General features: G+C 71.4%; 29 protein-coding genes and 1 riboswitch. Of the genes, 5 read left to right on the top strand and 24 right to left on the bottom strand.

Features of this window, described 5'->3' with window-relative positions; genetic code table 11:
• Positions 1–42 precede the first annotated feature (42 nt).
• Complete coding sequence (locus B2363_RS03710) at positions 43–1,014, top strand: GlxA family transcriptional regulator (RefSeq protein ID WP_286928537.1); 972 nt, start codon at positions 43–45, stop codon at positions 1,012–1,014.
• Between the two features lie 10 nt (positions 1,015–1,024).
• Here the strand turns inward: B2363_RS03710 and B2363_RS03705 are convergent, their stop codons facing one another.
• Genes B2363_RS03705 through B2363_RS03695 form a run of 3 tightly spaced genes read right to left on the bottom strand, consistent with a single transcriptional unit; the run spans position 1,025 to position 2,550 of the window.
• Positions 1,025–1,417 (bottom strand): VOC family protein, encoded by a 393-nt coding sequence (locus B2363_RS03705; protein ID WP_286928535.1) that lies wholly within the window; start codon positions 1,415–1,417, stop codon positions 1,025–1,027.
• Complete coding sequence (locus B2363_RS03700; RefSeq protein ID WP_286928533.1) at positions 1,414–1,695, bottom strand: ArsR/SmtB family transcription factor; 282 nt, start codon at positions 1,693–1,695, stop codon at positions 1,414–1,416. Before B2363_RS03700 ends, B2363_RS03705 begins: the two co-directional genes overlap by 4 nt.
• A 36-nt stretch (positions 1,696–1,731) precedes the next feature.
• The gene (locus B2363_RS03695; protein WP_286929017.1) at positions 1,732–2,550 is read right to left on the bottom strand and encodes a pseudouridine synthase; all 819 of its coding nucleotides are present in this window, start codon (positions 2,548–2,550) and stop codon (positions 1,732–1,734) included.
• Positions 2,551–2,754: 204 nt separating this feature from the next.
• Between B2363_RS03695 and B2363_RS03690 the strand changes: the two genes are divergently transcribed.
• The 3 genes from B2363_RS03690 to B2363_RS03685 all read left to right on the top strand — a co-directional run bounded on the left by B2363_RS03690 (position 2,755) and on the right by B2363_RS03685 (position 4,522).
• On the top strand, positions 2,755–2,955 hold the full coding sequence (locus B2363_RS03690) for a hypothetical protein (protein ID WP_286928532.1): 201 nt from the start codon (positions 2,755–2,757) through the stop codon (positions 2,953–2,955).
• 70 nt (positions 2,956–3,025) lie between these two features.
• On the top strand, positions 3,026–3,268 hold the full coding sequence (locus B2363_RS16255) for a DUF1272 domain-containing protein (protein WP_376785945.1): 243 nt from the start codon (positions 3,026–3,028) through the stop codon (positions 3,266–3,268).
• A gap of 90 nt (positions 3,269–3,358) precedes the next feature.
• Complete coding sequence (locus B2363_RS03685) at positions 3,359–4,522, top strand: HNH endonuclease signature motif containing protein (protein ID WP_286928530.1); 1,164 nt, start codon at positions 3,359–3,361, stop codon at positions 4,520–4,522.
• Here B2363_RS03685 and cimA read toward each other — a convergent pair.
• The 9 genes from cimA to infC all read right to left on the bottom strand — a co-directional run bounded on the left by cimA (position 4,486) and on the right by infC (position 14,587).
• Positions 4,486–6,084, bottom strand: coding sequence for a citramalate synthase (gene cimA, locus B2363_RS03680; protein WP_286928528.1), 1,599 nt, complete (start codon positions 6,082–6,084; stop codon positions 4,486–4,488). The two genes, B2363_RS03685 and cimA, sit on opposite strands and share 37 nt — an antisense overlap.
• 152 nt (positions 6,085–6,236) lie before the next feature.
• A complete protein-coding gene (gene aspA, locus B2363_RS03675; protein WP_286928527.1) occupies positions 6,237–7,670 on the bottom strand; it encodes an aspartate ammonia-lyase in 1,434 nt (477 codons plus the stop codon).
• Positions 7,671–7,706: 36 nt separating this feature from the next.
• A complete protein-coding gene (pheT, locus tag B2363_RS03670; protein WP_286928525.1) occupies positions 7,707–10,217 on the bottom strand; it encodes a phenylalanine--tRNA ligase subunit beta in 2,511 nt (836 codons plus the stop codon).
• Position 10,218: 1 nt separating this feature from the next.
• Entirely contained in the window at positions 10,219–11,322 is a 1,104-nt protein-coding gene (pheS, locus tag B2363_RS03665; protein ID WP_286928523.1) for a phenylalanine--tRNA ligase subunit alpha, read from the bottom strand.
• Positions 11,323–11,343: 21 nt separating this feature from the next.
• A complete protein-coding gene (locus B2363_RS03660; protein ID WP_286928521.1) occupies positions 11,344–12,381 on the bottom strand; it encodes a PAS domain-containing sensor histidine kinase in 1,038 nt (345 codons plus the stop codon).
• 9 nt (positions 12,382–12,390) lie between these two features.
• Positions 12,391–13,179, bottom strand: a complete 789-nt coding sequence (locus B2363_RS03655) for a TrmH family RNA methyltransferase (RefSeq protein WP_286928520.1) — start codon at positions 13,177–13,179, stop codon at positions 12,391–12,393.
• 20 nt (positions 13,180–13,199) lie between these two features.
• Positions 13,200–13,592, bottom strand: coding sequence for a 50S ribosomal protein L20 (rplT, locus tag B2363_RS03650; protein WP_078700950.1), 393 nt, complete (start codon positions 13,590–13,592; stop codon positions 13,200–13,202).
• 39 nt (positions 13,593–13,631) lie between these two features.
• Positions 13,632–13,826: a 50S ribosomal protein L35 gene (gene rpmI / locus B2363_RS03645; protein ID WP_078700949.1), complete on the bottom strand. Its 195-nt coding sequence runs from the start codon at positions 13,824–13,826 to the stop codon at positions 13,632–13,634.
• 2 nt (positions 13,827–13,828) lie between these two features.
• On the bottom strand, positions 13,829–14,587 hold the full coding sequence (gene infC, locus B2363_RS03640) for a translation initiation factor IF-3 (RefSeq protein WP_286928517.1): 759 nt from the start codon (positions 14,585–14,587) through the stop codon (positions 13,829–13,831).
• Between the two features lie 173 nt (positions 14,588–14,760).
• On the opposite strand from infC, the gene B2363_RS03635 reads away from it, so the two are divergent.
• Positions 14,761–15,762 (top strand): GNAT family N-acetyltransferase, encoded by a 1,002-nt coding sequence (locus tag B2363_RS03635; protein WP_286928516.1) that lies wholly within the window; start codon positions 14,761–14,763, stop codon positions 15,760–15,762.
• On the opposite strand, the gene B2363_RS03630 is transcribed toward B2363_RS03635, so the two are convergent.
• The 12 genes from B2363_RS03630 to B2363_RS03575 all read right to left on the bottom strand — a co-directional run bounded on the left by B2363_RS03630 (position 15,759) and on the right by B2363_RS03575 (position 26,215).
• A complete protein-coding gene (locus tag B2363_RS03630) occupies positions 15,759–16,247 on the bottom strand; it encodes an SseB family protein (RefSeq protein ID WP_286928515.1) in 489 nt (162 codons plus the stop codon). The two genes, B2363_RS03635 and B2363_RS03630, sit on opposite strands and share 4 nt — an antisense overlap.
• Complete coding sequence (locus B2363_RS03625; protein ID WP_286928513.1) at positions 16,244–16,666, bottom strand: PH domain-containing protein; 423 nt, start codon at positions 16,664–16,666, stop codon at positions 16,244–16,246. Before B2363_RS03625 ends, B2363_RS03630 begins: the two co-directional genes overlap by 4 nt.
• Positions 16,667–16,668: 2 nt before the next feature.
• Positions 16,669–17,514 (bottom strand): ATP phosphoribosyltransferase, encoded by an 846-nt coding sequence (hisG, locus tag B2363_RS03620; RefSeq protein WP_286928512.1) that lies wholly within the window; start codon positions 17,512–17,514, stop codon positions 16,669–16,671.
• 10 nt (positions 17,515–17,524) lie between these two features.
• Complete coding sequence (locus B2363_RS03615; RefSeq protein WP_078701480.1) at positions 17,525–17,788, bottom strand: phosphoribosyl-ATP diphosphatase; 264 nt, start codon at positions 17,786–17,788, stop codon at positions 17,525–17,527.
• A gap of 10 nt (positions 17,789–17,798) precedes the next feature.
• A complete protein-coding gene (gene ribH / locus B2363_RS03610; protein ID WP_181755938.1) occupies positions 17,799–18,278 on the bottom strand; it encodes a 6,7-dimethyl-8-ribityllumazine synthase in 480 nt (159 codons plus the stop codon).
• A 1-nt stretch (position 18,279) separates the two neighbouring features.
• Entirely contained in the window at positions 18,280–19,524 is a 1,245-nt protein-coding gene (locus B2363_RS03605) for a bifunctional 3,4-dihydroxy-2-butanone-4-phosphate synthase/GTP cyclohydrolase II (protein WP_286928510.1), read from the bottom strand.
• Positions 19,521–20,120 carry a riboflavin synthase gene (locus tag B2363_RS03600; RefSeq protein WP_286928508.1) on the bottom strand — a complete coding sequence of 200 codons (600 nt, stop codon included), beginning with the start codon at positions 20,118–20,120 and terminating at the stop codon, positions 19,521–19,523. The genes B2363_RS03605 and B2363_RS03600 overlap by 4 nt, the downstream gene beginning before the upstream one ends.
• Positions 20,120–21,205: a bifunctional diaminohydroxyphosphoribosylaminopyrimidine deaminase/5-amino-6-(5-phosphoribosylamino)uracil reductase RibD gene (ribD, locus tag B2363_RS03595; RefSeq protein WP_376785944.1), complete on the bottom strand. Its 1,086-nt coding sequence runs from the start codon at positions 21,203–21,205 to the stop codon at positions 20,120–20,122. The genes B2363_RS03600 and ribD overlap by 1 nt, the downstream gene beginning before the upstream one ends.
• Before the next feature lie 49 nt (positions 21,206–21,254).
• A riboswitch (FMN riboswitch) is annotated at positions 21,255–21,387 on the bottom strand.
• 33 nt (positions 21,388–21,420) lie between these two features.
• Complete coding sequence (rpe, locus tag B2363_RS03590; protein WP_286928504.1) at positions 21,421–22,077, bottom strand: ribulose-phosphate 3-epimerase; 657 nt, start codon at positions 22,075–22,077, stop codon at positions 21,421–21,423.
• 16 nt (positions 22,078–22,093) lie between these two features.
• Positions 22,094–23,368: an RsmB/NOP family class I SAM-dependent RNA methyltransferase gene (locus tag B2363_RS03585; RefSeq protein WP_286928503.1), complete on the bottom strand. Its 1,275-nt coding sequence runs from the start codon at positions 23,366–23,368 to the stop codon at positions 22,094–22,096.
• The gene (gene fmt / locus B2363_RS03580) at positions 23,365–24,288 is read right to left on the bottom strand and encodes a methionyl-tRNA formyltransferase (protein WP_286928502.1); all 924 of its coding nucleotides are present in this window, start codon (positions 24,286–24,288) and stop codon (positions 23,365–23,367) included. Before fmt ends, B2363_RS03585 begins: the two co-directional genes overlap by 4 nt.
• 31 nt (positions 24,289–24,319) lie before the next feature.
• Positions 24,320–26,215, bottom strand: a complete 1,896-nt coding sequence (locus B2363_RS03575; RefSeq protein ID WP_286928501.1) for a primosome assembly protein PriA — start codon at positions 26,213–26,215, stop codon at positions 24,320–24,322.
• Positions 26,216–26,234 lie beyond the last annotated feature (19 nt).

Raw genomic sequence — 26,234 nt, 5'->3', positions numbered from 1 at the left:
GGTTCGCCGGAGTACCGTGAGTGGCACCAAAGCCATCTATCGATGAGATCGGGCCAGCTCGTGCGCATCGTCGTCCACGCCTTCGACGGCATCACCATGTTCCACCTCGCGGCCCCGCTGCTCGTCTTCGGCGAGGTCGGTCGCCAGGGGCTCGCCGAGGGCTGGGATCCGGTGGTCTGGACCGCGGACGGCCAAGGGATCCGGACGGCGGAGGGACCCCGGATCGAGGACGTGTCAGGCCCCGAGGTGGTCGAGGGGGCCGATCTCGTGGTCCTTCCGTCCTGGCCGACCGATCTCCCACCCGCCGACTCGGCCCTGGTCGACCGGCTCCGCGCAGCCCGCGATCGCGGCAGCAGCGTCGCGGGGCTCTGCTTGGGTGCCTTCCCTGTGGTCGACAGCGGACTGGCGGACGGACGGGAGGTCGTGACGCACTGGGGTGCGGTCGATCGCCTGAGGACACGGCGGCCCGGGCTGAGCGTGAACCCGGCCGCCCTGTACCTCGACCACGGGGACGTCCTGACCTCGGCGGGCACGGCGTCGGCCATCGACGCCTGCCTGCACGTCGTGCGCACACGTCTCGGTTCCGAGGCCGCGGCCACGGTGGCACGCCAGCTGGTCGTGGCGCCACACCGCGAGGGCGACCAGGCCCAGTACGTCACCCGCCCGATGCCCGAGCCAGGCGGCGTGGGCGACCTGGCACCGACGATCGACTGGGCTCTGAGCCGCCTGGACGAGCCGCTCTCGGTCGACGACCTGGCCGCCCACGCCCGCATGAGCCGGCGCAACTTCACCCGCCGGTTCGTCGAGCTGACCGGCTCCACCCCGGCCCGCTGGGTCCTGAAGCGCCGCCTCGACGAGGCGCGCCGGCTGCTGGAGACGACCACCTGGCCGATCTCCCGCATCGCCGACGCCTGCGGCTTCAGCAGCGTCGTGACGTTCCGGCAGAACTTCTCCGCGTCCTACGCCACCACGCCCACCTCGTACCGGCAGCGCTTCTCGCCCCGGTCCGGGTGACGCGGCCGGCTCAGGCGTCCTTGAACTGGGCGAGCTGCAGGAGGTTGCCGCAGCCGTCCTCGAACACGGCGATGATCACCGGGCCGACATCGGTCGGCGGCTGGCTGAAGGTCACGCCGGAGGCGACGAGTCGTTCGTACTCGTGCTGCACGTCGTCGACACCGAGCATGCAGAACGGGATCCCGTCCGCGAGCAGCGCGTCGGTGAACGCGGCCGCCGCCGGGTGCGCCTTGGGCTCGAGGGACACCTCCGTGGCGTCCACGCTGTCGCCGAGGCGCACGGTGAGCCATCGGTGCTCACCCATCGGCACATCGGCCGTGACCTCGAAGCCGAGCGTGCCCGTGTAGAAGTCGACCGCCTGCTGCTGGTCGTCGACGAAGATGCTGACCGTCTGCAGTTTCATGAGCGTTCCTCTCGTGGTGGCCATCGCTCAGCGATCTGGGCGAGCGGCCCGGTGTCGATCGTGTGCAGCTTGTAGCGGCCGCGGCGCTCGGTCCGCACCAGTCCCGCGTCCTCGAGGACGTCGAGGTGCTGCGAGACCGCCTGCCGCGTAGGCGTCAGGTCGTGCTTCATCGCGAGCCGCGAGCACAGCTCGAAGAGCGTCTGCTCGTCGCGCTCCAGGAGCTCGTCCAGCAGCGCACGACGGGTCGGCTCCGCGATGGCCCTGAAGACGTCACCCACGCCCTCACGTTATGCAAGTCGTCGCTTGCCTGTCAATCAGGGGTGCAGCGGGAAGCTCCGGCCACTGGCGAAGCGGCGCTCCGAGCCGTCCACCGGATCGGTGAACCGCAGCTCGCTGGCGAGCAGCTGGAGCGGCCGGGAGAAGTCGTCGACCGACGCGTCGGTCACGGTCGGGTAGAGCGGATCGCCGACGATCGGGCTGCCCAGGCCGGCCAGGTGGAGGCGCAGCTGGTGGGTGCGACCCGTGCGGGGCGAGAGCCGGTAGACGGCCAGGTCGCCGTCGCGGTACTCCATCTCGACCAGCGTCTCGGCGTTGACCGGCGCGTCGGGGACGACCTCGGCCCGGAGTGCGCCCCGCTCCTTGCGCACGTGGTTGCGGACCACGACCGGTGACTCGAGCGCGGCCTGCCACGGCGCGAGGGCGCGGTAGGTCTTGCCGACCCGGCGGTGCTCGAAGAGGGTCTGGTACGGCCCGCGCCAGCGACGCTCGGTCGCCAGCAGCAGCACCCCTGACGTGACCCGGTCGAGCCGGTGCAGCGGCGTCAGCTCGGGCAGTCCGAGCTCGGCACGGAGCCGCACCACGACGCTCTGCAGCACGTGCCGGCCCCGCGGGATCGTCGACAGGAACGCCGGCTTGTCCACGACGACGATGCGCTCGTCGCGGTGCAGGATCCGGATCTCACCGGGCACCTCGACCTCGTCGCGCAGGTCGCGGTGGAACCACACGAACGTATGCGGCGCGTACGGGTCGTCGACCTGCACCGGCCGCAGGTCGTCGTAGACGAAGCGCTCGTCCGCCAGCATCTGGCCGACGTCAGCGCGCTCCGACAGCCGGTGCTCCAGCCACGCCGACATCGTCGGCCACGGCGGCCCGTCGGGCTGACGGTCGGGCGTCCGCAACCAGGCCGCCTCCAGGCCGTGACGGGACGGCAACGGCGATCGCGGGGGCACGGGCCGAGTCTAGGCGCGGGCACTCCGGTCCGAGAGCGCGACGCGTGACCAGAAAGCGGGCGTCACCCGGTAGCGTGGTGGCTCATCCCTGAGGCAGGAGAGGCCGCGGTGAACGGTGTCAAGGAAGCGTCGGTCACCGTCGCCGCGTTCGCCATCGAGGTGGCGTTCATCTTCCACGTCACCGAGACCGGACCCCTCGGTGAGCTCGGCGGACCGGCCAGCGTCATCCTGTGGGTGCTCGCGCTGATCGTCGTCCCATTCGTCCTGCCCGAGCTGTGGCGCTCGTCCAACGACCAGCCCGAGGAGTAGCGCGCGACCGCGCCCTGAGGGGAAAGACCCGGGAAGGCTGGATGCGACGCCCACCCGCGACAATGGCGGAATGCTGGAACTGCGCCCGGGCTGCGAATGCTGCGACATCGATCTGCCTCCCGAGTCCACGGACGCCATGATCTGCACCTTCGAGTGCACCTGGTGCGCGCGATGCGTCGAGTCGTGCCTGGGTGGAGAGTGCCCGAACTGTGGCGGCAACCTCCAGCGTCGCCCCATCCGTCCTGCGGCACACCTCGGCGCCAACCCTCCGTCCACCCAGCGAGTCCTCCAGCCGGGACTCCACCGCACCTAGTTCACGGGTCGGCACCCTGGAACTGCAGGCCAGATCCTCCGCGTGCAATGACCAGTGACCGGTGTCGTAGGGGCTCACTACGTTGGGTGCATGACCTCGGAACTCACCGCTCGCGCACTCGACGCGGCACGTCGCGCTCGCGCGGTGGCGGAGTTCGAGGAGTGGAAGCTCATCGCCGCCCATCACCGGCGACGCGTCGCCGAGATCGACCGCACCGACGAGATCATCCTCGGCAAGGAGCTGGCACGGCGTGAGGTCACGCTCGAGATCGCCCAGGCGCTGAAGGTCACGGAGCACCGGGTGTGGGCCATCGTGTTCGAGGCCGAGACGCTGCGCGAGCGCACTCCCCTCGTCTGGCACGCGTTCGGAGCCGGCGACCTCGACGCGGCGCGTTCCGGTGCGATCGCCGACACCGCCGAACGTCTCGTCGAGCGCGAGAGCTGGGCGAAGCTGGAGTCCACCGTCGTCGGCTACGCCGCCACGCACACCGTCAGCGAACTGCGGGCGTGGCTGCGCCGATTCCGCGCGCGCATCGAGCCTGAGGAGACCGCCGAGGAGACTGCGAAGGCCCTCGACGAGCGTCGCGTGTCCCTCACCCACCTCAGCGACGGCACCAGCTGGCTCAACGCGCTCCTGCCCACTGGAGTCGCCATCGCCGCCGCCGAACGACTCCGCAAGGCCGCCAAGGCGGAGCCGACGATCGATCCCCAGACCGGCATCCGCGACACCCGCACGCGCGACCAGAAGCAGGCCGACATCCTCGGCCGGTGGCTCACGTCCTGCACCGGCACCACCACCGACATTCGCGCCGAGATCGCCATCAGCATCGCCGCCACCGACCTGATCGGCCTCACCGGCGGGCCGGGGATCACGCGCGACGGCGAGCCGCTGCAGCAGGCATGGGTCCGCGAGCTCGCAGCGAGCGAGCACACCGTCTTCAGACGGCTCGTGCTCGACCCGGTCGGCGAAGTGCTCGACACCACGGTCCTGGGCTACCGGCCCACCGAGTCGCTGAGAAAGGCGCTGCACTGGCGGGACGGCACCTGCCGCGTCGCCGGGTGCAGGGCGCCGGTGTTCGAGACCGACCTCGACCACGCGAAGGACTACGATTCCGGCGGCGAGACGTCAGCGAAGAACCTCAGGTGCCTGTGCCGGAAGCACCACAACATGAAGTCCCACGGTCACCTCGACGACCGGCACCTCGGCGCGCCCGCGCGCTACAGCGCCGCGACCCCGTGGGAGCGCAGGCCGTAGGTCAGCGCGTCCACGAGCGCCTCGAACGACGCCTCGATCATGTTCGGGCCCACGCCCACGGTCACCCACGAGCTCTTGCCGTCGGTCGTCTCGATGAGGACACGCGTGACGGCATCGGTGCCGTGGCCCTGGTCGAGGATCCGCACGCGGAAGTCGATCAGGTGGAACTGGGCCACGTCGGGGTAGATCCGCTCGATCGCCTGGCGCAGCGCATGGTCCAGGGCGTTGACGGGACCGTTGCCCTCCCCCACCACCACGGCGCGCGTGCCACCGGCCACGACCTTGACGATCGCCTCGGCGCCGCCGTCGCCGGCCGAGCCCGCGATGACGCGCCACGACTCGACGTCGAAGTACTCCGGACGGCGACCCGTGACCGCCTCGGTCAGCAACAGCTCGAACGACGCGTCGGCCGCCTCGAACGTGTAGCCGTCCTGCTCCATCTGCTTGACCTGGTCGGTGATGCGGGTGAGCAGCTCGTTGTCGCCCAGGTCGAAGCCCAGCTCGCGGCCCTTCAGCTCGATCGTCGCGCGACCGGCCATCTCCGAGACGAGCAGGCGCATGTCGTTGCCCACGAGCGCGGGATCCATGTGCTGGTACAGGTCGGGATCGACCCGGATCGCGCTGGCGTGCAGGCCCGCCTTGTGGGCGAACGCCGAGACGCCCGTGTAGGGCTGACGCGCCACCGGCGGGTAGTTCGTGATCTCGCTGATCGCGTGGGAGATGCGCGTGGCGTCGGCCAGCACGCCCTCGGGCATCACGCTCATGCCCAGCTTGAACTCCAGGTTGGCCACGCACGTGACGAGGTCGGCGTTGCCCGTGCGCTCGCCGTAGCCGTTGATGCAGCCCTGCACGTGAGTGGCGCCCGCGCGCACCGCCTCGATCGAGTTTGCCACGGCGCAGCCCGTGTCGTTGTGCGCGTGGATGCCCAGTCGCGCACCCGTCGAGGCCAGCACGTCGGCCACGATCTCGCCCACCTGGTGCGGCAGCATCCCGCCGTTGGTGTCGCACAGGACGGCCACCTCGGCGCCGGCCTCGATCGCGGTGCGGACCACCTCCAGCGCGTACTCGCGGTTGTCGAGGTAGCCGTTGAAGAAGTGCTCGCAGTCCACGAACACCCGCTGGCCCTCGGCCCGCAGGTACTCGACCGTGTCGCGCACCATCGCGAGGTTCTCCTCCAGCGTGGTGCGCAGCGCCTTGGTGACGTGCTGGTCGTGGCTCTTGGCCACAATCGTGACCACCGACGCGCCCGAGTCGCGCAACGCGGCGATCAGCGGGTCGTCAGCCGCGGCGACCCCCGCCCGGCGCGTGGAGCCGAACGCGGCCAGCTTGGCGTGCTTCAGGTCCAGCTCCTTGGCGGCCAGCGCGAAGAACTCGGTGTCCTTGGGGTTCGAGCCGGGCCAGCCGCCCTCGATGTAGCCCACGCCGAGGTCGTCCAGGTGCTGGGCGATGGCCAGCTTGTCCTGCACGGAGAGGTTGAGCCCCTCCTGCTGGGCGCCGTCGCGCATCGTCGTGTCGTAGACGTGGAAGTCCGCCGGGTCGTGCTTCCCGAAGGTGGTGCTCATGGTCGTCCTGCTGTCTGGTCGGGCCAAAAAAAAGCCTCCCGGGTACGGGAGGCGGCGCGTCTGGGATGAAGATTCAGACGCGCTTTCCAATGATGATCACGAAGGTGGTCATGGCGACAGGGTACACCCCTGCCGCCGTGCCACCTCACCCCTCACACGCCGCCGGAACGGTCGGCCGGCTTGGGCCCCAGATGGGCCAGCGTCTCCGGCCGCAGGATCCGCTCGAGCTCGTCCTGCGGCAGCAGGCCCTTCTCCAGCACGAGCTCGGCCACGCCCCGGCCCGTGGCGAGCGCCTCCTTGGCCAGCTCGGTCGCGGTCTGGTAGCCCAGGTACGGGTTCAGGGCGGTGACCAGGCCGATCGAGTTCGCCACCTCCATCGCCAGGTGCTCGGTGTTGGCCGTGATGCCCTTGACGCAGTTCTCCGTGAGCGACGTGATGGCGGTGCGCAGCCGGTAGAGCCCGGCCGACAGCGAGTAGCAGATCACGGGCTCGAACGCGTTGAGCTGCAGCTGACCCGACTCGGCCGCCATCGACACGGTGACGTCGTGCCCGATGATCTGGAAGGCGACTTGGTTGACCACCTCGGGAATCACGGGGTTCACCTTGCCGGGCATGATGCTCGACCCGGCCTGGCGCGCCGGCAGGTTGATCTCGCCCAGCCCCGCGCGCGGACCCGAGGACAGCAGCCGCAGGTCGTTGCAGATCTTCGACAGCTTCACCGCCACTCGCTTGAGCACACCGGACATCTGCACGAACGAGCCGCAGTCCTGGGTGGCCTCGATGAGGTCCACCGCGGTCACCAGCGGGAGTCCGGTGATCCGCGACAGGTGCTGGCGGGCCAGCGGGACGTAGCCGTTCGGGGCGTTGAGCTGGGTGCCGATCGCGGTGGCACCGAGGTTGATCTCGTGCAGCAGCATCACGGCCTCGCGCAGCCGCGTGCGGTCCTCGGCGATCATCAGCGCGTACGTGCCGAACTCCTGGCCGAGCGTCATCGGCACGGCGTCCTGCAGCTGCGTACGGCCCATCTTCAGCACATCGTGAAACTCGACGGCCTTCGCGGCGAATGCCTCCTGGAGGTCGCCCATCGCGGCGATGAGGTCATGGGTCGCGTTGATGACGGCGATCTTGACCGCCGTCGGGTAGACGTCGTTCGTCGACTGGCTGAGGTTGACCTGCTCGTTCGGGTGCAGGCGGGTGTAGTCGCCGAGCGGGTGGCCCAGGATCTCGAGGGCGCGGTTCGCGATCACCTCGTTGGCGTTCATGTTCGTGGAGGTGCCGGCACCACCCTGGATCACGTCGACGACGAACTGGTCGTGCAGCTCGCCGCGGCGGATCTCCTGGCACGCCTGCACGATGGCGGCGTGCCGCTCGTCGTCGAGCAGGCCGAGATCATGGTTCGCCTCGGCGGCGGCCTCCTTGACGGCGGCGAGCGCCTGGGGCAGGTACGGGCTGATGGCGATGGGGACACCGGTGATCGGGAAGTTCTCCAGGGCGCGCAGGGTGTGCACGCCCCAGTAGACGTCCGCCGGTACCTCACGTTCTCCGAGCAGGTCGTGCTCGATCCGAACGCGTGTGATCTCGGTCATGCGTCCATCCAATCACCCGGACAGGCCGGATGCCGGTCAGCGCAGCCCGGCCCCGAGTGTCGCGGCGGCCGCGACGATCTGCTCGCGCGCGGCCTTGATGTCGGCGTCGGTGAGCGTGCGGTCCTCGGCACGCAGGCGCACCTTGAACGCGAGGGACTTGCGGCCCTCGCCGACCTGGTCGCCGGTGTACACGTCGAACAGTCGCACCGACTCCAGCAGCGGGCTCGCCGACGCGATCGCCGACTCCAGCTCGCCCGCGGTCAGGGCGGAGTCCACCGTGAAGGCGAAGTCCTCCTTCGCGACCGGGAAGGCCGAGAAGTGGGGCTTCGGGCCGATCGCCGGCGCGGACTCGATGAGTGCGTCGAGGTCGAGCTCGCCGGCGGCCACGCGGCCCGGGAGGCCGTAGGTCTCGGCCACCTTGGGGTGCAGCTCGCCGACGTGGCCGACGACGCGGCCGTCGATGCTGAGTCGGGCACAGCGACCCGGGTGGAAGGGGGCGAGGCTCGCCGCCTCCACCGTCAGGTCGACGTGCAGGTTCGCCGCGACGCGCTGGGCGATCGCGAGCGCGTCGGTCCAGGCGACGGCGCGACCCGGGCCGGCCCAGCCGGAGCGCGTGCGCTCCCCCACCAGCACGAAGCCGGTGTGGCGGGGCTGCTCGGGCAGCGCCGCGTCGAGGGCGGCGAGCTCCTCGTCGGTGGGGCGCCGGTCGACGCCGAGGATCGGCGCCGCGGGGCTGCCCTCGCGCGGGTGGAACACGCGCCCGATCTCGCTCAGGGCGACCGACTCGTGGCCGCGTCCGATGTTGAGCGACGCCGCGCGCAGCAGGCCGATCAGCAGCGTGGGCGTCAGCCCGGGCTCCTCGGCCGACAGCGGGTTCGCCAGCCGGACGAGCTCGCGCCGCGCGTCCTCGGCGGGCAGACCGAGCCTGTCGAGGTCGGCGGGGCCGACGAACGGCAGCGTGGTGACCTCGACGAGACCGGCCCCGGCGAGCACGTGGCCCACGCGACGCCGCAGCTCCTGGTCGCGAGACAGGCCCCGTCCGCCCGTGGGCGTGGGCAGCACCGAGGGGACGTTCTCGTACCCGGCGGTGCGCAGCGCCTCCTCGACGAAGTCGTAGGGGTCGTTCAGGTCGAAGCGCCACGACGGCGGGGTGACCGTGAAGCGGTCACCGGCGAGCTCAACCGTGCAGCCGTTGCGCTCGAAGGTGTCCTGCGCCTGCTCGGGCGTGATCGGCAGGCCGCTGATGCGGGCCGGCAGGTCGGTGGAGAACGTGACCGGCTTCCGCGCAGGCGCGGTCCCGACGACGGTGGCGCCCGGCGCGAGCGTGCCGCCGGCCAGCTCGACCAGCAGCTCGGCCACCCGGGCCGCGCCGACGAGCGGCAGTGCCGGGTCGACACCGCGCTCGTAGCGCTTGGCGGCCTCCGACGGCAGCTTGTGGCGCTTGACCGCGCGGAAGATCGTCACCGGATCCCAGTAGGCGGCCTCGACCAGGACATCGGTCGTCGTGGCGTCGATCTCGGTGTGGTCGCCGCCCATGACGCCGGCGAGTCCGATCGGCCCGGACGAGTCCGCCACCAGCAGGTCCTCGGTGGTGAGGGCACGGTCGACGCCGTCGAGGGTCGTGAGTCGCTCACCCTCGGTCGCGCGGCGCACCACGATCTCGCCGTTGACCTTGGCGCGGTCGTAGCAGTGGTTGGGCTGGCCCAGCTCGAGCATCACGTAGTTGCTGATGTCGACGGTGAGCGAGATCGGCCGCATGCCGGCGTCGGCGATGCGCTTGGCCATCCAGGCCGGCGTGGTGGCCGACGGATCGATGCCCTCCACCACGAGCGTGGTGAAGACGGGGCAGCCCGCGGGGTCCTCGACGCGCACGGGGTACGCGGGGGTGTCGGCGGACGGCACCTCGCGGTCGGCGGGGTCGGTGAACGGCACGTCGAACGCGAGAGCGGTGTCCCGGGCGACACCGCGCAGGCTCAGCGCGTAGGCGCGGTCGGGGTTGACCTCGAGGTCGAGGGTCTGGTCGCCGAGGCCCAGCAGCGCGATCGCGTCGTCGCCGGGCTCGGCCGAGCCGGCCGGCAGGACGACGATGCCGTGGGCCGAGGTCTCGTCGTCGGCCAGGCCCAGCTCGGTGGTGGAGCAGATCATGCCGTCGGACACGTGGCCGTAGGTCTTGCGCGAGCCGATCTCGAAGCCGAGCGCGGGCAGGTAGGTGCCCGGCAGCGACACCACGACGAGGTCGCCGACACCGAAGTTGTGGGCGCCGCAGACGATGCCGCGCGACGGCACGTCCTCGCCAGGGGCGTCGGGCACGGACGGATCGTTCTGCGCGCCGACGTCGACCCTGCACCAGTTGATCGTCTTGCCGTTCTTCTGCTCCTCGGGCGAGATCGCCAGGACGCGACCGACGGTCAGCGGACCGCTGAGCCCGCCGCCGACGATCTCCTCCAGCTTGAGGTCGTACATCGTCAGGCGGTCGGCCAGCTGCTCCGTCGTGACGGCATCGGGAAGCTCGACGAGTGACCGCAGCCACTCCACGGGGACACGCATGTCAGAGACCAACTCCGAAGGGCTCGGTGAAGCGGACGTCGCCGTCCCAGAGATCGCGCAGGTCGGCGATGTCGTAGCGGCTGGTGACGGTGCGGTCGAGGCCCATGCCGAACGCGAAGCCCGAGTACTCCTCGGGATCGACGCCGCACGCGACCAGGACACGCGGGTTCACGACGCCGCAGCCACCCCACTCGACCCAGCCCTCGCCGCCGCACGTCCGGCACGAGGCGACCTCGGCGGGATCGTTGTGGCACACGTAGCAGAGCAGGTCGACCTCGGCGCTGGGCTCGGTGAACGGGAAGTAGGAGGGACGGAACCGGGTGGTGATCTCTGTGCCGTAGACGGCGCGCGCGAAGTGGTCGAGCGTGCCCTTGAGGTGCGCCATCGACAGGCCCTTGTCGATCGCCAGGCCCTCGACCTGGTGGAAGACGGGCATGTGCGTCGCGTCGGCCTCGTCGGTGCGGTAGACGCGACCCGGGCAGACGATGTAGATCGGGGGCTGGCGGGTCAGCATCGTGCGCGCCTGCACCGGCGAGGTGTGGGTCCGCAGCACCATCGCGGCCGACTCGGGGTCGAGCCAGAACGTGTCCTGCATCGTGCGTGCCGGGTGGTCGGGGCCCAGGTTGAGGGCGTCGAAGTTCAGCCACTCGGCCTCGACCTCGGGGCCCTCGGCCACCTCCCAGCCCATCGCGACGAAGATGTCGGCGACGTGCTCCTGGATCGTGGTGATCGGGTGACGCGCGCCGACCGGCTCGACGTCGACCGGCAGCGTGACGTCGACGGTCTCGGCGGCGAGGCGGCGCTCGAACTCGACGGCCTCGACCTCGGTCGTGCGGGCGGCCAGGGCCTGGTTCACGGCGCCGCGGGCCTGACCGACTCGCTGGCCGGCGTCCTTGCGGGCGGCGGGCGGCAGCGCACCGATCTCGCGGTTGGCCAGCGCGAGGGGCGAGCGATCGCCGGTGTGGTCGATGCGCACCTGCTTGAGGGCGTCGAGGGACTCGGCCGCGGCGATCGCCGCGAGGGCCTCGTCACGCATGCGTTCGACCTCGTCGGCGCGCAGGGGCGTCACCTCGACCGGGTCGTAGTCGGAATTGGGCGCAGACACGCCCTTGAGTCTATCGGCGCGTCAGGACGCCATGGTGTCCGGCTCGTTCACCGGGAACCACACGCAGATCGACGCTCCCCCGCCGTCGGCGTCCTCGATGACGATCGACCCGCCGTGCTGGTCGACGACGCCACGCACGATGAACATGCCCAGGCCGCTGCCGGCCCCGGGACCCGACCTCCAGAAGCGGCTGAAGATGCGGACCCGCGACTCCTCGGGGATGCCCGGACCGCTGTCGACGATCCGCACCGCAACCCCGTCGATGTCGCCGCGGGGCTCGGACGCCACGACGACCTCGCGGAGTCCCTCGCCGTGGCGGATCGCGTTCTCCACGAGGTTGGTGAGCACCTGGGTGACGCGGTCGGCGTCGCCCCACACCACCGGCACCTCGCCCTCGACGCGGGGCTGGGGAGGCTCGTCGACCGCGGAGAAGACCGAGTTCAGGACCCGCCCCGTGAGCTCGTCGAGCTGGACCGGCTCGGTGCGCAGCGACAGTCGTCCGGCGTCGATGCGCGCGGCGTCGAGCAGCTCCGTGATGAGGCGGCTGAGCCGGTCGGCGTCGGCGTCGATGGTCTGCAGCATGAACAGGCGCTGGTCCTCGGTGAACGCGTCCCAACGGCTCAGCAGCGTGGCCGAGAAGCCCTTGATGCCGGTCAGCGGCGAGCGCAGCTCGTGGGCGACCGTGGCCACCATGTCGGACTTCTGCCGGTCGCGCTGCAGGCGCACGCGGGCGTTGCGCATGCTCACGATCACCTTGATGACCCGGCCCGCGGGCCGCTCGCGCACGAGGGAGGCGGTGATGAGGTACTCGCTGCCGCGCGGGGAGTACCAGGAGGACTCGCTGATGCGCTTGCGGATCGCGAGGCCGTCGTACGGGTGGACGGAGTCGAACCAGCTGTTGCCGGCGAGGTCATCGAACGGGACCGCGTCCCGCAGGTCCATCCCGATCATCTCGTCGCCCTCGGCACGCGCCCAGTAGCGGACCCACTTGTTCGCCAGTGTCACCTTGGCGTGCTCGTCGGCGACGATGATGCCGTCTGGGAAGTCTTCGAAGGGCACGGCCAGAGCCTAGCCCTGCTCGCGCGCGGAGGCGTAGAGGCAGACCGCCGCGGCGGTGGCCAGATTCAGGCTCTCGGCGCGGCCCAGGATGGGCACGTGGACGACGCGGTCGGCCGCGCGCGCCCAGTGATCGGGAAGTCCGTGCGCCTCGTTGCCCATCATCCAGGCGGTGGGCACGGACAGGTCGAGGTCGGCGTCGAACAGGCCGGTCTCACCGGCGCCGTCGGCGGCGAGCACCTGGCAGCCGCGGCGCTGGAGCTCGGCGATGGTCGCCTCGACGTCGCGCTCGACGGCGATCGGCAGGTGGAACAGGGAGCCCGCGGTGGCGCGGACGACCTTGGGGTTGAGCGGGTCGACGCTGTCGCCGGCCACGACGACGCCGGCCGCTCCGGCCGCGTCGGCGCACCGGATGACGGCCCCCAGGTTGCCGGGATCGCGGATCTCGGCACAGACCACCACGAGTCGCGCGTCCTGCGGGACGTCGGCCAGCGTGGTGAGGATCGAGTGGCAGCGAGCCACGAGTCCCTGCGGGGTGACGGAGTCGGCGATCTCCTCGACGACGTCGTCGGTGACGACGTGCCAGGTCTCGGCACGCTCGGCCAGCTCGGGGTGGCGCTCGGTGGCGTCGACCGTGGCGAAGACCTCGATGACCGCGCCCGGCGCATCGAGGGCCTCACGCACGGCCTGGGGGCCCTCGGCGAGGAACTCGCCGGTCTTGACCCGGAACGCACGCGTGGCGAGCCGCCGAGCGGTCTTGACCCGTCCGGAACGGACGGTCAGATCGCCGGGGCTCGCCACGAGTGGAACTGAGCCGGAGCTCAGACGGCCGAGTCGGCCTTGGGAGCGTTGACGTCCTCGGGGAGGTTCGCCTTGGCGACCTCGACGAGAGCGTTGAACGCCGCGATGTCGTTGACGGCCAGATCCGCGAGGATCTTGCGGTCGACCTCGACCTCGGCGGCCTTCAGGCCCTGGATGAAGCGGTTGTAGGTGATGCCCTGCGCACGCGCGGCGGCGTTGATGCGCTGGATCCAGAGACGACGGAAGTCGCCCTTGCGAGCCTTGCGGTCGTTGTACGAGTAGACCAGCGAGTGGGTGACCTGCTCCTTGGCCTTGCGGTACAGGCGCGAGCGCTGTCCGCGGTAGCCGGAGGCCCGCTCGAGGATCTCGCGGCGCTTCTTCTGCGCGTTCACTGAACGCTTGACGCGTGCCACAGTGTTACTCCTTCAAATCTTCGTAAAGTTCGGGGGCGCTCAGAGACCGAGCAGCTTCTTGACCTGCTTGGTGTCAGCCTTCGACACCGACGTCGTGCCGTCGAGGCGGCGCTTTCGGGTCGAGGACTTGACCTCCAAGAGGTGGCGGCGGTTGGTCTGCTCGCGGCGGAGCTTGCCCTTGCCGGTGATCTTGATGCGCTTCTTCATGCCCGAGTGGGGCTTGAACTTCGGCACGGTTATGCCTCCATGTCTGGATCGAGGTTCTCGGAGCGCCGGCGAGGCTTCTTCGGCGGCGCTGTCTTCTGGTGTTCTTCGCGATGGACCTTCTCGGCCTCGGCCTCGGCCTCGCGCTCAGCCTCGCGGGCGGCGGTGGTCACGGCCTTCTCGGCCTTGACCTCGGCCTGCGCCTCGGACTTCTTCTTGTGAGGTCCAAGCACCATCGTCATGTTGCGACCGTCCTGGCGGGCGTTCGACTCGATGAAGCCGAGATCCTCCACGTCGGCGGCGAGCTTCTGCAGCAGCCGGAACCCGAGCTCGGGACGGTGCTGCTCGCGGCCGCGGAACATGATCGTGATCTTGACCTTGTCTCCGGCCTTCAGGAACCGCACGACGTGACCCTTCTTGGTGTCGTAGTCGTGCTGGTCGATCTTCGGGCGGAGCTTCATCTCCTTGATGACCGTGTTCGTCTGGTTGCGTCGCGACTCGCGCGCCTTCTGGGCGGCTTCGTACTTGAACTTGCCGAAGTCCATGAGGCGGCAGACCGGGGGCCGGGCCTGGGGGGCGACCTCGACGAGATCGAGATCGGCCTCGGCGGCCAGGCGCAGGGCATCTTCGATGCGAACGATGCCGACCTGTTCACCGCTGGGTCCGACGAGCCGGACCTCCGGTACGCGAATGCGCTCGTTGACGCGCAGATCTGTGCTGATGGATCCTCCTGAGATCGGGTTTGGAGGACACGAAAAAGGTGGCCTCCGTCGAAGCGAAAGCCACCACACGCACCGTACGGTGCCGCACGCCGCGAGATCGTTCGAGAACGACCCGCAGCGGGTGACCCCCGGATCCTTGAACCCGGCAGGTGGGAGTGACCTCCACTTCAGTCAACCATGTTAGCAGCCGATTCGTTCCCGGAGGAAATCGGGACGAAACACCGGCGGGTCAGACTGGTCGCATGATGTGGCGCGTGCGGACGACACTGGAGAACCGGCCCGGCATCCTGGCCGAGATCGCCCTCGCGTGCGGGCAGGCCGAGGTGAACATCGCGAGCATGCAGGTGTTTCCCGGCGACCCGACCGTGACCGACGAGTTCGTGGTGACCGCGGCACCGGGCATGACCGACCTGCAGCTGGCCGAGGTGTTCGAGAAGGCCGGCGGCACGCGCGTGGCCGTGACCCGCACGGGTCCCGACGCCCTCGACGACGAGGCGACCCGCTACCTCCGCGGGATGCACGAGGTGCTGGAGGGCGGGCGGGACGTCGAGAGCGTGCTCCGCGACCTGCTGGGCACCACTCCCCCGGACGTCCTGGACTACAACGGCCACGACGTGCTGGACCTGCAGCGCCGCAACGGCACGAGCCTGCGGATCAGCCGGGCGGTCCCCTTCACGCCCGCCGAGCGGTCCCGCGCCCAGGCACTGCTCTCCCTCGTCAGTGACGCGGGGATGGACGTGCCGCTGCTCCAGCCGGCCCAGCGGACCCCGTTGCCCCTGACGCGCCGGGCCACCCTCGCCGACATCGAGGGCGTCGCCGCCCTGCACCAGCGCTGCAGCGCCGAGACGCTCTACCACCGGTACCAGGCACCGCTGCGGATGCCGATGACCACGCGGCTGGCACGTCGGCTCGTCGTCCCCGACAGTGGCATGGCCGTCGTCGTGCAGTCAGGTTTGGACATCGTGGGCCACGGCCTGGTGGAGCAGGTCGAGGACCGGTGGACGTTCCACCTGATCGTCGAGGACGCGTGGCAGGGCCGGGGCATCGGCACGATGCTCGTCAAGCAGGGCGCCGGACGGGCCCGGGCGCTCGGCGCCCAACGGCTGACCTTCGTCACCGCCACCGCGAACGACACCCTGCTGCGCACGGTGGGACGAGCCGGGTTCGTCGCCCGGGTCGAGCGGCACGACGGGAACGTCCACATCACGGTGCCGCTGACGGGCGTGGCACCGCTGGAGGACTAGTCGCGCGCCGGCTCGATCCAGGCAGTGCCGGCGGCGGTGCGCACCAGCACGTGCTCGGCGGCGACGTGCTCGAGGTCCTCGGTCTCCACGACCCCGAAGGTGGGCTGGCCGAGATCGAGCAGCATGGCCGAGGCGCCATCGGCGAGGGCGGCCCGTGCGGCGTCGCGGCCGAAGACGGGCACGGGACGCGAGGTCGGGTTCCAGCGGCTCATCGTCTCCAGCGAGCTGAACGCGAGCAGCGCGGTGCGCCCGTCGGCGCCGGTCATCAGGACCGCCGCCATGTCGGAGTTCTTGTCGCTGCCGTCGGTGGCCCGCTCCCCCAGCACCGCCACGACCGGGACGAACACCCGCGCCGTGCCGATCGTGGCGAGCAGCGTGGTGTCGTCGGTCAGGTCGAGCGAGGGATCGACGGCACCGTCGTCGCCGGGGAACGCCGGCTCGGCCAGCGAGCGTCCGCCACCCCAGGAACCGTCGTCGTGACTCATCGGACGTGCCCGGACAGCCAGGTCACGGCGTCGCGCGCCGGATCGCCCTCGCTGGCCTGGATCGCGAACAGGGCGAAGCGGCGGCCGTCCTTCGTCTCGACCGTGGGCCACGGCGTGCCGGGGCGCATCGAGACGACGGAGATCCCGTCCCAGCGCAGCGTGCGACGGCGCCAGCCGTTGACGAAGGTCAGTCCCTCGTCGTCGGCCGTGACGTGGCTGCGTGAGACGAACAGGGCGAACAGCGCCATGAAGCCGATGAGCACCCAGATGGTGGCGGTCTGGGAGGTCGTGAACTTGTACTCCTCGGGCAGGCGGATCCCGATCAGCGCGGCGAGGACGGCGAGCACGACGACGCACGCCCACATCACGACGATGACGCCGACGGGACGGAACGTGCGCCGCGAGACTGACTGGCCCATCGTCAGATCCGGCACGACAGGATGTCGGTGACGAGGATGCCGCGGCCCCCGAGGGCGTACAGCTCGTCCATGATCTTCTGGGTGGCCTCGCGCGGGACCATCGCCCGGACCGCGACCCACCCCTCGCGATGAAGGGGCGAGACCGTGGGCGACTCGATGCCCGGGGTGAGCCGGACGGCCTCGTCGACGTTCTGGACCCGGATGTCGTAGTCCATCATCACGTAGGTCCGCGCCACAATGACGCTCTGCAGGCGGCGCTGGAACACGTCGAAGCCCGCGGGCACCTCGGCGGCTGAGCGCGCGATCAGCAGCGCCTCGGAGGTGAGGATCGGGTCGCCGAAGACCTCCAGGCCCGCCTGGCGCAGCGTGGTGCCGGTCTCCACCACGTCGGCGATCGCGTCGGCGACGCCGAGGCGGATCGAGGACTCGACCGCGCCGTCGAGCCGCACGACCTGGGCCTCGATGCCGAGCCGCTCCAGGTGCGGGCGCACGATGCCGGGGTACGACGTGGCGATGCGGCGGCCCTGGAGCTCGGACTCGCTGGTCAGCTGGCCCTCGGGGGCGGCGAAGCGGAACGTGGAGCCCGCGAAGCCCAGCTCCATGACCTCGTCGGCCTTGGCGCCGGAGTCCAGCAGCAGGTCGCGGCCGGTGATGCCGACGTCGAGCGTGCCCTCGCCGACGTAGATGGCGATGTCGCGCGGACGCAGGTAGAAGAACTCGACGTCGTTCTCGGCGTCGACGGTGACGAGGTCCTTGGCGTGGCGACGCTGGCGGTAGCCCGCCTCGGTCAGCATCGCGGCGGCGGCTTCGGACAGGGCGCCCTTGTTGGGGACGGCGACCTTGAGCATGTGGGGCTTCCTAGAGGTGGGAGTAGACGTCATCGAGGGAGATGCCAGCGGCGATCATCATCACCTGCGCGTGGTACAGCAGCTGGCTGATCTCCTCGGCCGCACGCGCAGGTCCCTCGTGCTCGGCGGCCATCCACGACTCGGCGGCCTCCTCCACGAGCTTCTTGCCGATCGCGTGCACGCCCGCGTCGAGCTCGGCGACGGTGCGCGAGCCCTCGGGGCGGGAGGCGGCCTTCTCGGACAGTTCCGCGAACAGGCCATCGAACGTCTTCATCGTCGTCATCCTATCGGCGGGGCGTCAGGCCCCGGACGGTCGCCCATGCCGAGAGGGCGGCCTCGGCGGCCTCGCGGCCCTTGTCCTCGGGCGATCCCGGCAGGCCGGCGCGGTCGAGCGCCTGCTGCTCGGTGTCGCACGTGAGCAGGCCGAAGCCGATCGGCACGCCGGTGTCCAGGGCCACGCGGGACAGCCCGTCGGTGGTGGCCGCCGAGACGTACTCGAAGTGGGGCGTCCCGCCGCGGATGATCACGCCGAGCGCAACGACCACGTCGTAGCCGGCGTTCGCGCAGGCCTGGGCGATGATCGGCAGCTCGAAGGAGCCGGGCGCCCGCAGCAGCGTCGTGTCGCTGACGCCGGCCTCCTTCAGCGCGCGGTCGGTGCCGGCGATGAGGCCGTCCATCACGACGGTGTGCCAGCTCGACGCGACGACGGCGACCTTGGCGCCGCTGCCGTCGACCGTGATCTCGGGTGCTCCGTGTCCGGCCATGTCAGATCTCCTCGTCCAGGTGGAGGTCGGGCAGGTCGTGGCCCATGCGGGCGGCCTTGGTCTGCAGGTAGCGCAAATTGTCAGGCGTCGGCGCGATGACCACGGGCAGCCGCTCGGCGACCTTGACGCCGTACTGCTCCAGCTGGGTGGACTTGTCGGGGTTGTTGGTCAGCAGGCGCACCGACGTGACGCCGAGCTCGCGCAGGATCTGCGCCCCGGCGGCGTAGTCGCGCTCGTCCTCGCCGAAGCCGAGCGAGAGGTTCGCGTCGACCGTGTCCTGGCCCTGGTCCTGCAGCTCGTAGGCGCGCAGCTTGTGCAGCAGGCCGATCCCCCGGCCCTCGTGGCCGCGCAGGTAGACCACGATGCCGGCGCCGGCGGCGACGACCTCGGCCATCGCGGCCTCCAGCTGCGGGCCGCAGTCGCAGCGGCGCGAGCCGAAGACGTCACCCGTCAGGCACTCGGAGTGCAGGCGGACCAGCACGTCCTCGGTGCCGGGCTCGCCGTGGACGAGGGCCACGTGCTCGGCGCCGTCGATGCGGTCCTTGAACCCCATGGCGCGGAACGTGCCGAACTCGGTGGGCAGGTGGGCGTCGGCGAGGCGGGTGATCTGCGACTCGTGCAGGCGCAGGTACACCTGCAGGTCGGCGATCGACACGAGTGCCATGTCGTGCTCGTCGGCGAACTCGCGCAACTCGGGCGCGCGCTTGAGCGTGCCGTCATCGTTCATCACCTCGCCGATCACGCCGGCGGGGGTCAGGCCCGCGAGGCGGGCGAAGTCGACCGCGGCCTCGGTGTGGCCGGCGCGCTCCAGCACGCCGCCGGGCTTGGCGCGCAGCGGCACGATGTGGCCGGGCTGGACCAGCTCGAACGGCTCGGTGGCCGAGTCGGCGAGCACACGGCACGTGCGGGCGCGGTCGGAGGCCGAGATGCCGGTGGTCACGCCGTCGCGCGCGTCGATCGACACGGTGTAGGCCGTGCGCAGCCGGTCGCGGTTGTGCGGGGTCATCAGCGGGATCGCCAGCCGGTCGAGGATCTCGCCCGTGATCGGCGCGCAGACCAGGCCGCTGGAGTAGCGGACCAGGAACGCCATCAGCTCGGGCGTCGCCTTGGAGGCGGCGAAGATGATGTCGCCCTCGTTCTCGCGGTCCTCGTCGTCGACGACGACGATCGCCTTCCCCTCGCGGATGTCGGCGATCGCGCGCTCGATGCTGTCGAGGCGGACTCCGGTGTGCTGCTCCTCGATCATGAGTGAGCTCCCTTCTCGAGCAGTCGCTCGACGTACTTGGCGATGACGTCCACCTCGAGGTTGACGCGGTCGCCGGGCTTGCGGTCGCCGAGCACGGTGTCGGCGAGGGTGGTGGGGATGAGGGACACGCTGAACCAGTCGTCGCCGGCCTCGACCACGGTGAGCGACGTGCCGTCGACGGTGATCGAGCCCTTGTCCACGACGTAGCGGGCGAGCTCGGCCGGGAGGCTGAACCGGACGACCTCCCAGTGCTCGCTCGGAGCGCGGTCGATGAGCGTGGCGGTGCCGTCGACGTGGCCCTGGACGATGTGGCCGCCCATCCGGGCCCCGGCCTGCATCGCGCGCTCCAGGTTGACCTCGGATCCGGCCTCCAGGTCGCCGAGGCTGGTGCGGTTCAGCGACTCGCGCATGACGTCGGCGCTGAACGTGTCCTGCGTCGGGTCGACCACCGTCAGGCAGCAGCCGTTGACCGCGATCGAGTCGCCGTGTCCGGCGTCCGACGTGACGACGGGTCCGCGGATCGTGATCCGCACCGCGTCGCCGAGGTCGTCGAGGGCCACGACCGTGCCCTTCTCCTCCACCAAGCCCGTGAACATCAGTTCGTGCCCTCGCTGTCCGGTTCCTCGATCGGTGTGTCCATGTCCTCGCGCGGCATCCGGCCCGGCGTGCCGATGATGCGGATGTCGGGTCCGACCATCCGCAGGTCGGTGATCTCGATGGGGCGGATGTCCGCGAGCGTGGTCGCCTCGCCCTCGAGCGCGGCGCGACCGGAGCCCAGCATCGCCGGCGCCATGTAGCCGATGACACGGTCGATGAGGCCATCGCCCCAGAACGCCCCGGCGAGGCGGGGGCCGCCCTCGAGCCAGACGTGGTGGATGCCCTCGGCCTGCAGCTCGGCGAGGACCTCGTGGGGGTCGCGCGAGTGGATCTGGCGCGTGGGCGCGACGCGGTCGAACACGCGGTAGTAGGCGGGGATCTTCGACTCCCCCACCACGACGCGCAGCGGTTGCCGGTCGTACGGCAGCGGCAGGTCGGCGGCGTCGCGCACGGTGAGCCGCGGATCGTCCGCGAGCACGGAGTAGGTGCCGGCCATGATGGCGTCGCACTCGGCGCGGAAGGCCTGGACGTCGCGGCGGGCGGTCTGGCTGGTGATCCACTTGCTGGTGCCGTCGGGCGCGGCGCTGAGGCCGTCGAGCGTCGCCGCGTACTTCCAGGTGACGAACGGCCGCCCATGGAGGTGGCGGTGGGACCAGAAGCGGACCAGCTCGTCGGTCTCGTCGGCCAGGACGCCGCCCTCGACGTCGAGGCCCGCCTCGAGGAGGACCTTCGCTCCCCCGGCACCCTCGGCCGGGTCACTGGTGCCGAAGACCACGCGGGTCACGCCGGCGGCGATCAGCGCCTGCGTGCAGGGGCCGGTGCGGCCGGTGTGGTTGCACGGCTCGAGGGTGACGACGGCGGTGGCGCCCTGGGCGCGGTCGCCGGCGAGCTGCAGGGCGTCGACCTCGGCGTGAGGCGTGCCCGCGCCCCGGTGGACGCCCACGGCGATCTCACGGCCCGCGGCGTCGAGCAGCACGCAGCCGACCCGCGGGTTGGGCAGGGTGCGACCCACGGTGCGAGCGGCCTCGACGGCCCGGCGCATCGCGTCGGTCTCGGTCTGACTGGCCACCGGTCTCCCTGACATCAGGCTCACGGGACACCGGGGACGGCTCGGACGCAGGATGCGTCCGAGCAGCGTGCGCCTTCCATCCGGACTTTCACCGTCGGTACCGGAGTTCCACCGGTTCAACCTCGGCCCTGCGAGCAGGGCCTCGGGTCGCGGACTGTCACCGCCGGTTCGGACTTGCACCGACCCCGGAGCACGCGAGCGATTAGCTCGTACGGGGAAAGTCTAGCGGCTCAGTGGCAGGCGCCGACGGCCGTCTCACGCAGACGCTCCACCATGGCGCCCGGGTCGTCGGCGCTGTAGACCGCCGAACCGGCCACGAAGGTGTCGGCGCCGGCCTCCGCGCAGCGCTCGATCGTCTCCAGCGAGACGCCGCCGTCGACCTGGAGCCAGATGTCGCCACCGAGCCGGTCGAGCAGGGCGCGCGTGCGACGGATCTTCGGCAGGCACAGGTCCAGGAACTTCTGGCCGCCGAACCCCGGCTCGACCGTCATGATCAGCACCATGTCGAGCTCGGGGAGCAGGTCCTCGTAGGGCTCGATCGGCGTCGCGGGCTTGAGCGCCATCGACGCGCGGGCCCCCTGCGCGCGGATTTCGCGGGCCAAGCGCACCGGCGCCTTCGCGGCTTCCACGTGGAAGGTGACGCTCGACGCGCCCGCCTCCACGAACTGCGGCGCCCAGCGGTCGGGCTCCTCGATCATCAGGTGCGCGTCGATCGGCTGCGGCGCGGCCTTCGCCAGCGCCTCGATCACGGGCGCGCCGAGCGTCAGGTTCGGCACGAAGTGGTTGTCCATCACGTCCATGTGCAGGAAGTCGGCCGTCGGGATCCGGGCCGCCTCCCCCGCCAGGTTCGCGAAGTCGGCGTTCAGCAGGCTCGGCGTGATGCGCATGGGGCGAGCGTATCCGTCAGCTGCGGCGCAGCAGCGCCAGGTACATCGCGTCCGTGCCGTCGATGTGCGGCCACCAGTGGTGCTCGGACTCGACCGTCACGTCGGACCGCTCGGCGAGCACCGCTTCGACGACCTCGCGGGTCTCGGCGGGCAGCGGCGAGCAGGTGGCGTAGCCCACCACTCCCCCCGGCCGGACCAGGTCGATGGCGCGCGTGAGCAGCTGCCGCTGCAGCGTGACGAGCTCGGGGACGTCCTCGGCACGGCGTCGCCAGCGGGCCTCGGGACGACGGCGCAGGGCGCCCAGCCCGGTGCACGGGGCGTCGAGGAGGACGCGGTCGAACGACTCCTCCTCCCACGGACCCTTGCGGCCGTCGTGGACCGTGACCTCGACGTTGTTGAGCGCCCGCACGGACTGACGGACGAGCTCGGCGCGGTGCGGCTGCATCTCGTTGGCCACGAGGGAGGCACCGCGCTGGGCGGCGAGCGCGCCGAGCAGTGCGGCCTTGCCACCGGGCCCCGCGGCGAGGTCGAGCCAGTGCGTGTCGTACCCCTCGAGCGGCGCCTCGGCCGTGGTGATCGCCACCATCTGCGAGCCCTCGTCCTGCACCCCGGCGCGGCCGTCGCGCACGGCGGGCACGAAGCCCGGGTCTCCTCCAGCGGTCATCACGCGGGCATAGGGGCTGAGCCGGCCCGTCTCCCCCGGCAGAGACCGCGGGTCGACGAGTCCGGGTCGGGCCACGAGGGTGACGTAGGGCGGCACGTTGTCGGCCTCGAGCAGGTCCTCGAGCTGGTCCGGGCCGACGGCCTGCTCCAGCGCCTCGACCACCCAACGCGGGTGCGAGTACCGGACGGCCAGCGCGTCGAGCCGGCTCAGCCCCGTGGTGACCTCGTTGAGCCACAGGCCGAGGTCCTTCTGCCCGATCTTGCGCAGGACCGCGTTGGTGAAGCCGACGGGCCGGTGCCCGATCCGGCGACGGACCAGGTTCACGGTGGTGTCGACGGCCGCGTGGGGCGGCACGCGCATCGCCAGCAGCTGGTGGGCACCGAGGCGCAGTGCGTCGCGCACGGCCGGGTGGACCGTGCCCGTGGCCACGCGATCGATGATCGCGTCGTAGGTGCCCTGGTTGCGGATCGTGTTGTGGGTCAGCTCGGTCGCCAGGGCGGCATCGCGCTCGGACAGTCCGCCCAGCAAGGTCGGCAGCAGCAGGTTGACGTACACCTCGCGCGTCCGGACGGCCGACATGACCTCGAACGCGACCTCACGCGGATCGGTGATGGCCTTGGCGCTCATGCGAACACCACCTCGGTGGCGCCGCCGAGGCCCCGGCCCCAGTCGGCGGCGGCCATCGCCTTCTTGCCGTGCGGCTGCACCTCGCCCAGCACGACGTCGGTCGTGGTGGTGCCGACGCGCACCTCGCGCTTGCCGATCGACGCCACGCCCGGCTTGAGCGTGGACTCCTCGGCGATGGTGAGCGGCCCGATCTTCAGGCGCGCCCCGTCCACCTCGGTCCAGGCGCCCGGCGCGGGCGTGCAGCCGCGGATCTGGCGGTCGACGGCGAAGGCGGGGCGGTTCCAGTCGATGCGAGCGTCCTCGGTGGTCAGCTTGTGGGCGTAGGAGACGTTGTCCTCGGGCTGGCGCACCGCGCCGATGTCGCCCTCCTCGATGTGGTCGACGACGTCGACGACGAGGGTGGCGCCCTGGTCGGACAGGCGGTCCAGGAGCGTTCCGGTGGTGTCGTCCTGCTGAATCCGCTCGGTGATCGTGCCGAGCACCGGGCCGGCGTCCAGCGCCTCCACGAGGCTGAAGACGGTGGCGCCGGTGATCTCGTCGCCCGCCATGATCGAGCGCTGCACCGGGGCGGCTCCGCGCCAGGCCGGCAGCACGGAGTAGTGCAGGTTGATCCAGCCGAACTCGAGGGCGTCGAGCACGTCGCGGCGCAGCAGCGCACCGTACGCGACGATCACGCCCAGGCGCGCCTCCGTGGCCGCCAACGCGTCGAGGAACTCGGGGTCGGACGTGGACGTCGGCTTGAGCACGTCGATCCCGTGGGCCTCGGCGGCCACCGCCACGGGCGAGGGCTGCAACGAGCGGCCGCGGCCGACCCGCGCGTCGGGACGGGTGATCACGGCGACCACCTCGTGGCGGCTGGCGACGAGCGCCTCGAGCGTCGGCACGGCGGTGGCCGGGGTCCCGGCGAACACGATCTTCACCCGCCGAGTCTAGGTCGTGCCGCCGGGCGGCTCAGAAGGCGACGGGGTCGACCTGGATCCGCACCGGTGTCTCCTTGGCCGCGCTGCGCTCGGCGGCCACCTGCTTGAGCACCGCCGCGAGCGCCAGTCCCTCGCGCCGGGGCACCCGCAGGATGAGGCGCTCGCGGCCCGGCTCCAGCGGGACCGGGCCGAGGACGTCGACGAACGCCGGCCACGACCGCCGCGCCAGGACGCCGATCACGTCGTCGGTGCCGTCGACCGTGGCGAGGCGCCCGACGGGCGGCAGGTGGGTCTCGGCGCGCTCGGAGAGCTCACGGGCGGCCACGGCCACCGGGTCAGCCCGGACGAGCGCCTGCAGAACGGTGGTGTCGCCGACCGCGACGGCGCGCGCGCCGAAGGCCGACAGCGCCAGGGCGTTGAACCAGCGCCGGTGCGACTCCTCCGTGACGCGCACGTCGTCGCGGCCCAGCATGAGCCACGTGTCGAGCAGCACCACCACGGCGTAGCCGCCGGGGACGGGCGGCTCGGCACCGGGCGTGGCCAGCACGAGCGGGTGACCCTCGGGATCGACCGTCTCGAGCACCGTGTCACCGCCCGAGGTGAGGACGGTGCGGTCGGGGAAGGCGGCGCCGAACTCCTCGGCGGTGCGCAGCTGGCCCACGACCGGGGCGCGCAGGCGCGTGCCGCCGCACTCGGTGCAGCGCCAGCGGGGCACCTCCGTGGCGCACCAGCGGCACACCAGCGGGGCGTCGGCGCGGTGCTGCAGCAGCGGTCCGTGGCACTGAGGGCAGGAGGCCGGCGTGCGGCAGTCCTGGCACGCCAAGGAGGTGCGGTAGCCGCGCCGGGGCACCTGGACGAGCACGGGACCCTCGGCGGCCCGGACCGCCTGGAACACCGCGGCGGGCAGCCGTGCGGCGGCCGCGCCGTGCTCGGTGCCGTCGGTGACCTCGACCACGGGCCACTCGCGCCGGCGGGACGCCTGGTCGGCGACGATCTCGGCGCACCAGCCCTGCTGCACGAGGGACTGGGCCTCGGCCGTGCGCGCATGGCCCGCGATCAGCACGCCGGCACCCGTGTCGATCGCCCGGGTGAGCAGCACCTCGCGGGTGTGGGGGTACGGCGCGCGGGGCTCGGCGTGGAGGTCGTCGCCGTCGTCCCAGATCACGACGAGACCGAGGTCGCGCACGGGCGCGTAGGCGGCGGCACGGGTTCCCAGCACGACCTGCACCTCACCGCGGGAGACCCGCAGGAAGTTGCGATAGCGCGCCGCGGGCTTGTCGGCGGCCGTGAGTGCCACGTGGGCGTCGGGACCGAGGGCCTCGGTGAAGGCCGCGTGCCAGCGAGCCACCTCACGCACGTCGGGCACGCAGACTACCGCGCCCCGACCCGACCGCACGACCGCCGACACCGCCTCGGCCACGGCCCGCTCGGGCTCGTGGCGCGGCAGCACGTTCAGCACGGCGCGGGGCGACTCCCCCGCCGCCAGCGCCTCGACGTAGGACGCGCCGTGCACGTAGGCGTGCCACGAGGCGCTGCCGATGTCGGGCGGCCGTGGTGCCGGCTCGACCGGCGGGTGGGCCTCGGCACGGGCGTGGCGCGGCGGGATCGCGAGCCGCAGCACGTCGGCCGCGGTGCCCGCGTAGCGGTCGGCCAGGGCGCGCGCGAGGGCGGCGACCTGAGCGGTCAGGACCGGCTCGGAGGAGACCACCTTGGCGACCGCCGCGAGCTTGCCGTCGTGCGCGGAGTCGTCGGCGAGCTCGAGGACGAATCCGTCGACGAGCCGCCCCGCGAAGCGCACCTTGACCCGGCACCCCGGGACGACCGCCTCGGCCAGCTCGTCGGGGACGGCGTAGTCGAACGGACGGTCCAGATGCGACAGCGGCGTGTCGACGAGGACTCTCGCGACACGCCGCTGTGCTGGGTTCACTCGGCTGTTCTACCAGCAG

The organism is Aeromicrobium sp. UBA7512, from assembly GCF_002476985.1.
GTDB classification, from domain to species: domain Bacteria; phylum Actinomycetota; class Actinomycetes; order Propionibacteriales; family Nocardioidaceae; genus Aeromicrobium; species Aeromicrobium phoceense.
This window is presented reverse-complemented; position numbering and strand designations above follow the sequence as displayed.

What these genes read in the sequence shown, in the direction of transcription:
- B2363_RS03710 (WP_286928537.1), top strand. Translation starts at nt 43, where the DNA reads ATGAGATCGGGCCAGCTCGTGCGCATCGTCGTCCACGCCTTCGACGGC.
- B2363_RS03705 (WP_286928535.1), bottom strand. Translation starts at nt 1,417, where the DNA reads ATGAAACTGCAGACGGTCAGCATCTTCGTCGACGACCAGCAGCAGGCG.
- B2363_RS03695 (WP_286929017.1), bottom strand. Translation starts at nt 2,550, where the DNA reads ATGTCGGCGTGGCTGGAGCACCGGCTGTCGGAGCGCGCTGACGTCGGC.
- B2363_RS16255 (WP_376785945.1), top strand. Translation starts at nt 3,026, where the DNA reads ATGCTGGAACTGCGCCCGGGCTGCGAATGCTGCGACATCGATCTGCCT.
- B2363_RS03685 (WP_286928530.1), top strand. Translation starts at nt 3,359, where the DNA reads ATGACCTCGGAACTCACCGCTCGCGCACTCGACGCGGCACGTCGCGCT.
- cimA (WP_286928528.1), bottom strand. Translation starts at nt 6,084, where the DNA reads ATGAGCACCACCTTCGGGAAGCACGACCCGGCGGACTTCCACGTCTAC.
- aspA (WP_286928527.1), bottom strand. Translation starts at nt 7,670, where the DNA reads ATGACCGAGATCACACGCGTTCGGATCGAGCACGACCTGCTCGGAGAA.
- pheT (WP_286928525.1), bottom strand. Translation starts at nt 10,217, where the DNA reads ATGCGTGTCCCCGTGGAGTGGCTGCGGTCACTCGTCGAGCTTCCCGAT.
- B2363_RS03635 (WP_286928516.1), top strand. Translation starts at nt 14,761, where the DNA reads ATGATGTGGCGCGTGCGGACGACACTGGAGAACCGGCCCGGCATCCTG.
- B2363_RS03630 (WP_286928515.1), bottom strand. Translation starts at nt 16,247, where the DNA reads ATGAGTCACGACGACGGTTCCTGGGGTGGCGGACGCTCGCTGGCCGAG.
- B2363_RS03625 (WP_286928513.1), bottom strand. Translation starts at nt 16,666, where the DNA reads ATGGGCCAGTCAGTCTCGCGGCGCACGTTCCGTCCCGTCGGCGTCATC.
- hisG (WP_286928512.1), bottom strand. Translation starts at nt 17,514, where the DNA reads ATGCTCAAGGTCGCCGTCCCCAACAAGGGCGCCCTGTCCGAAGCCGCC.
- B2363_RS03615 (WP_078701480.1), bottom strand. Translation starts at nt 17,788, where the DNA reads ATGAAGACGTTCGATGGCCTGTTCGCGGAACTGTCCGAGAAGGCCGCC.
- ribH (WP_181755938.1), bottom strand. Translation starts at nt 18,278, where the DNA reads ATGGCCGGACACGGAGCACCCGAGATCACGGTCGACGGCAGCGGCGCC.
- B2363_RS03605 (WP_286928510.1), bottom strand. Translation starts at nt 19,524, where the DNA reads ATGATCGAGGAGCAGCACACCGGAGTCCGCCTCGACAGCATCGAGCGC.
- B2363_RS03600 (WP_286928508.1), bottom strand. Translation starts at nt 20,120, where the DNA reads ATGTTCACGGGCTTGGTGGAGGAGAAGGGCACGGTCGTGGCCCTCGAC.
- ribD (WP_376785944.1), bottom strand. Translation starts at nt 21,205, where the DNA reads ATGTCAGGGAGACCGGTGGCCAGTCAGACCGAGACCGACGCGATGCGC.
- rpe (WP_286928504.1), bottom strand. Translation starts at nt 22,077, where the DNA reads ATGCGCATCACGCCGAGCCTGCTGAACGCCGACTTCGCGAACCTGGCG.
- B2363_RS03585 (WP_286928503.1), bottom strand. Translation starts at nt 23,368, where the DNA reads ATGAGCGCCAAGGCCATCACCGATCCGCGTGAGGTCGCGTTCGAGGTC.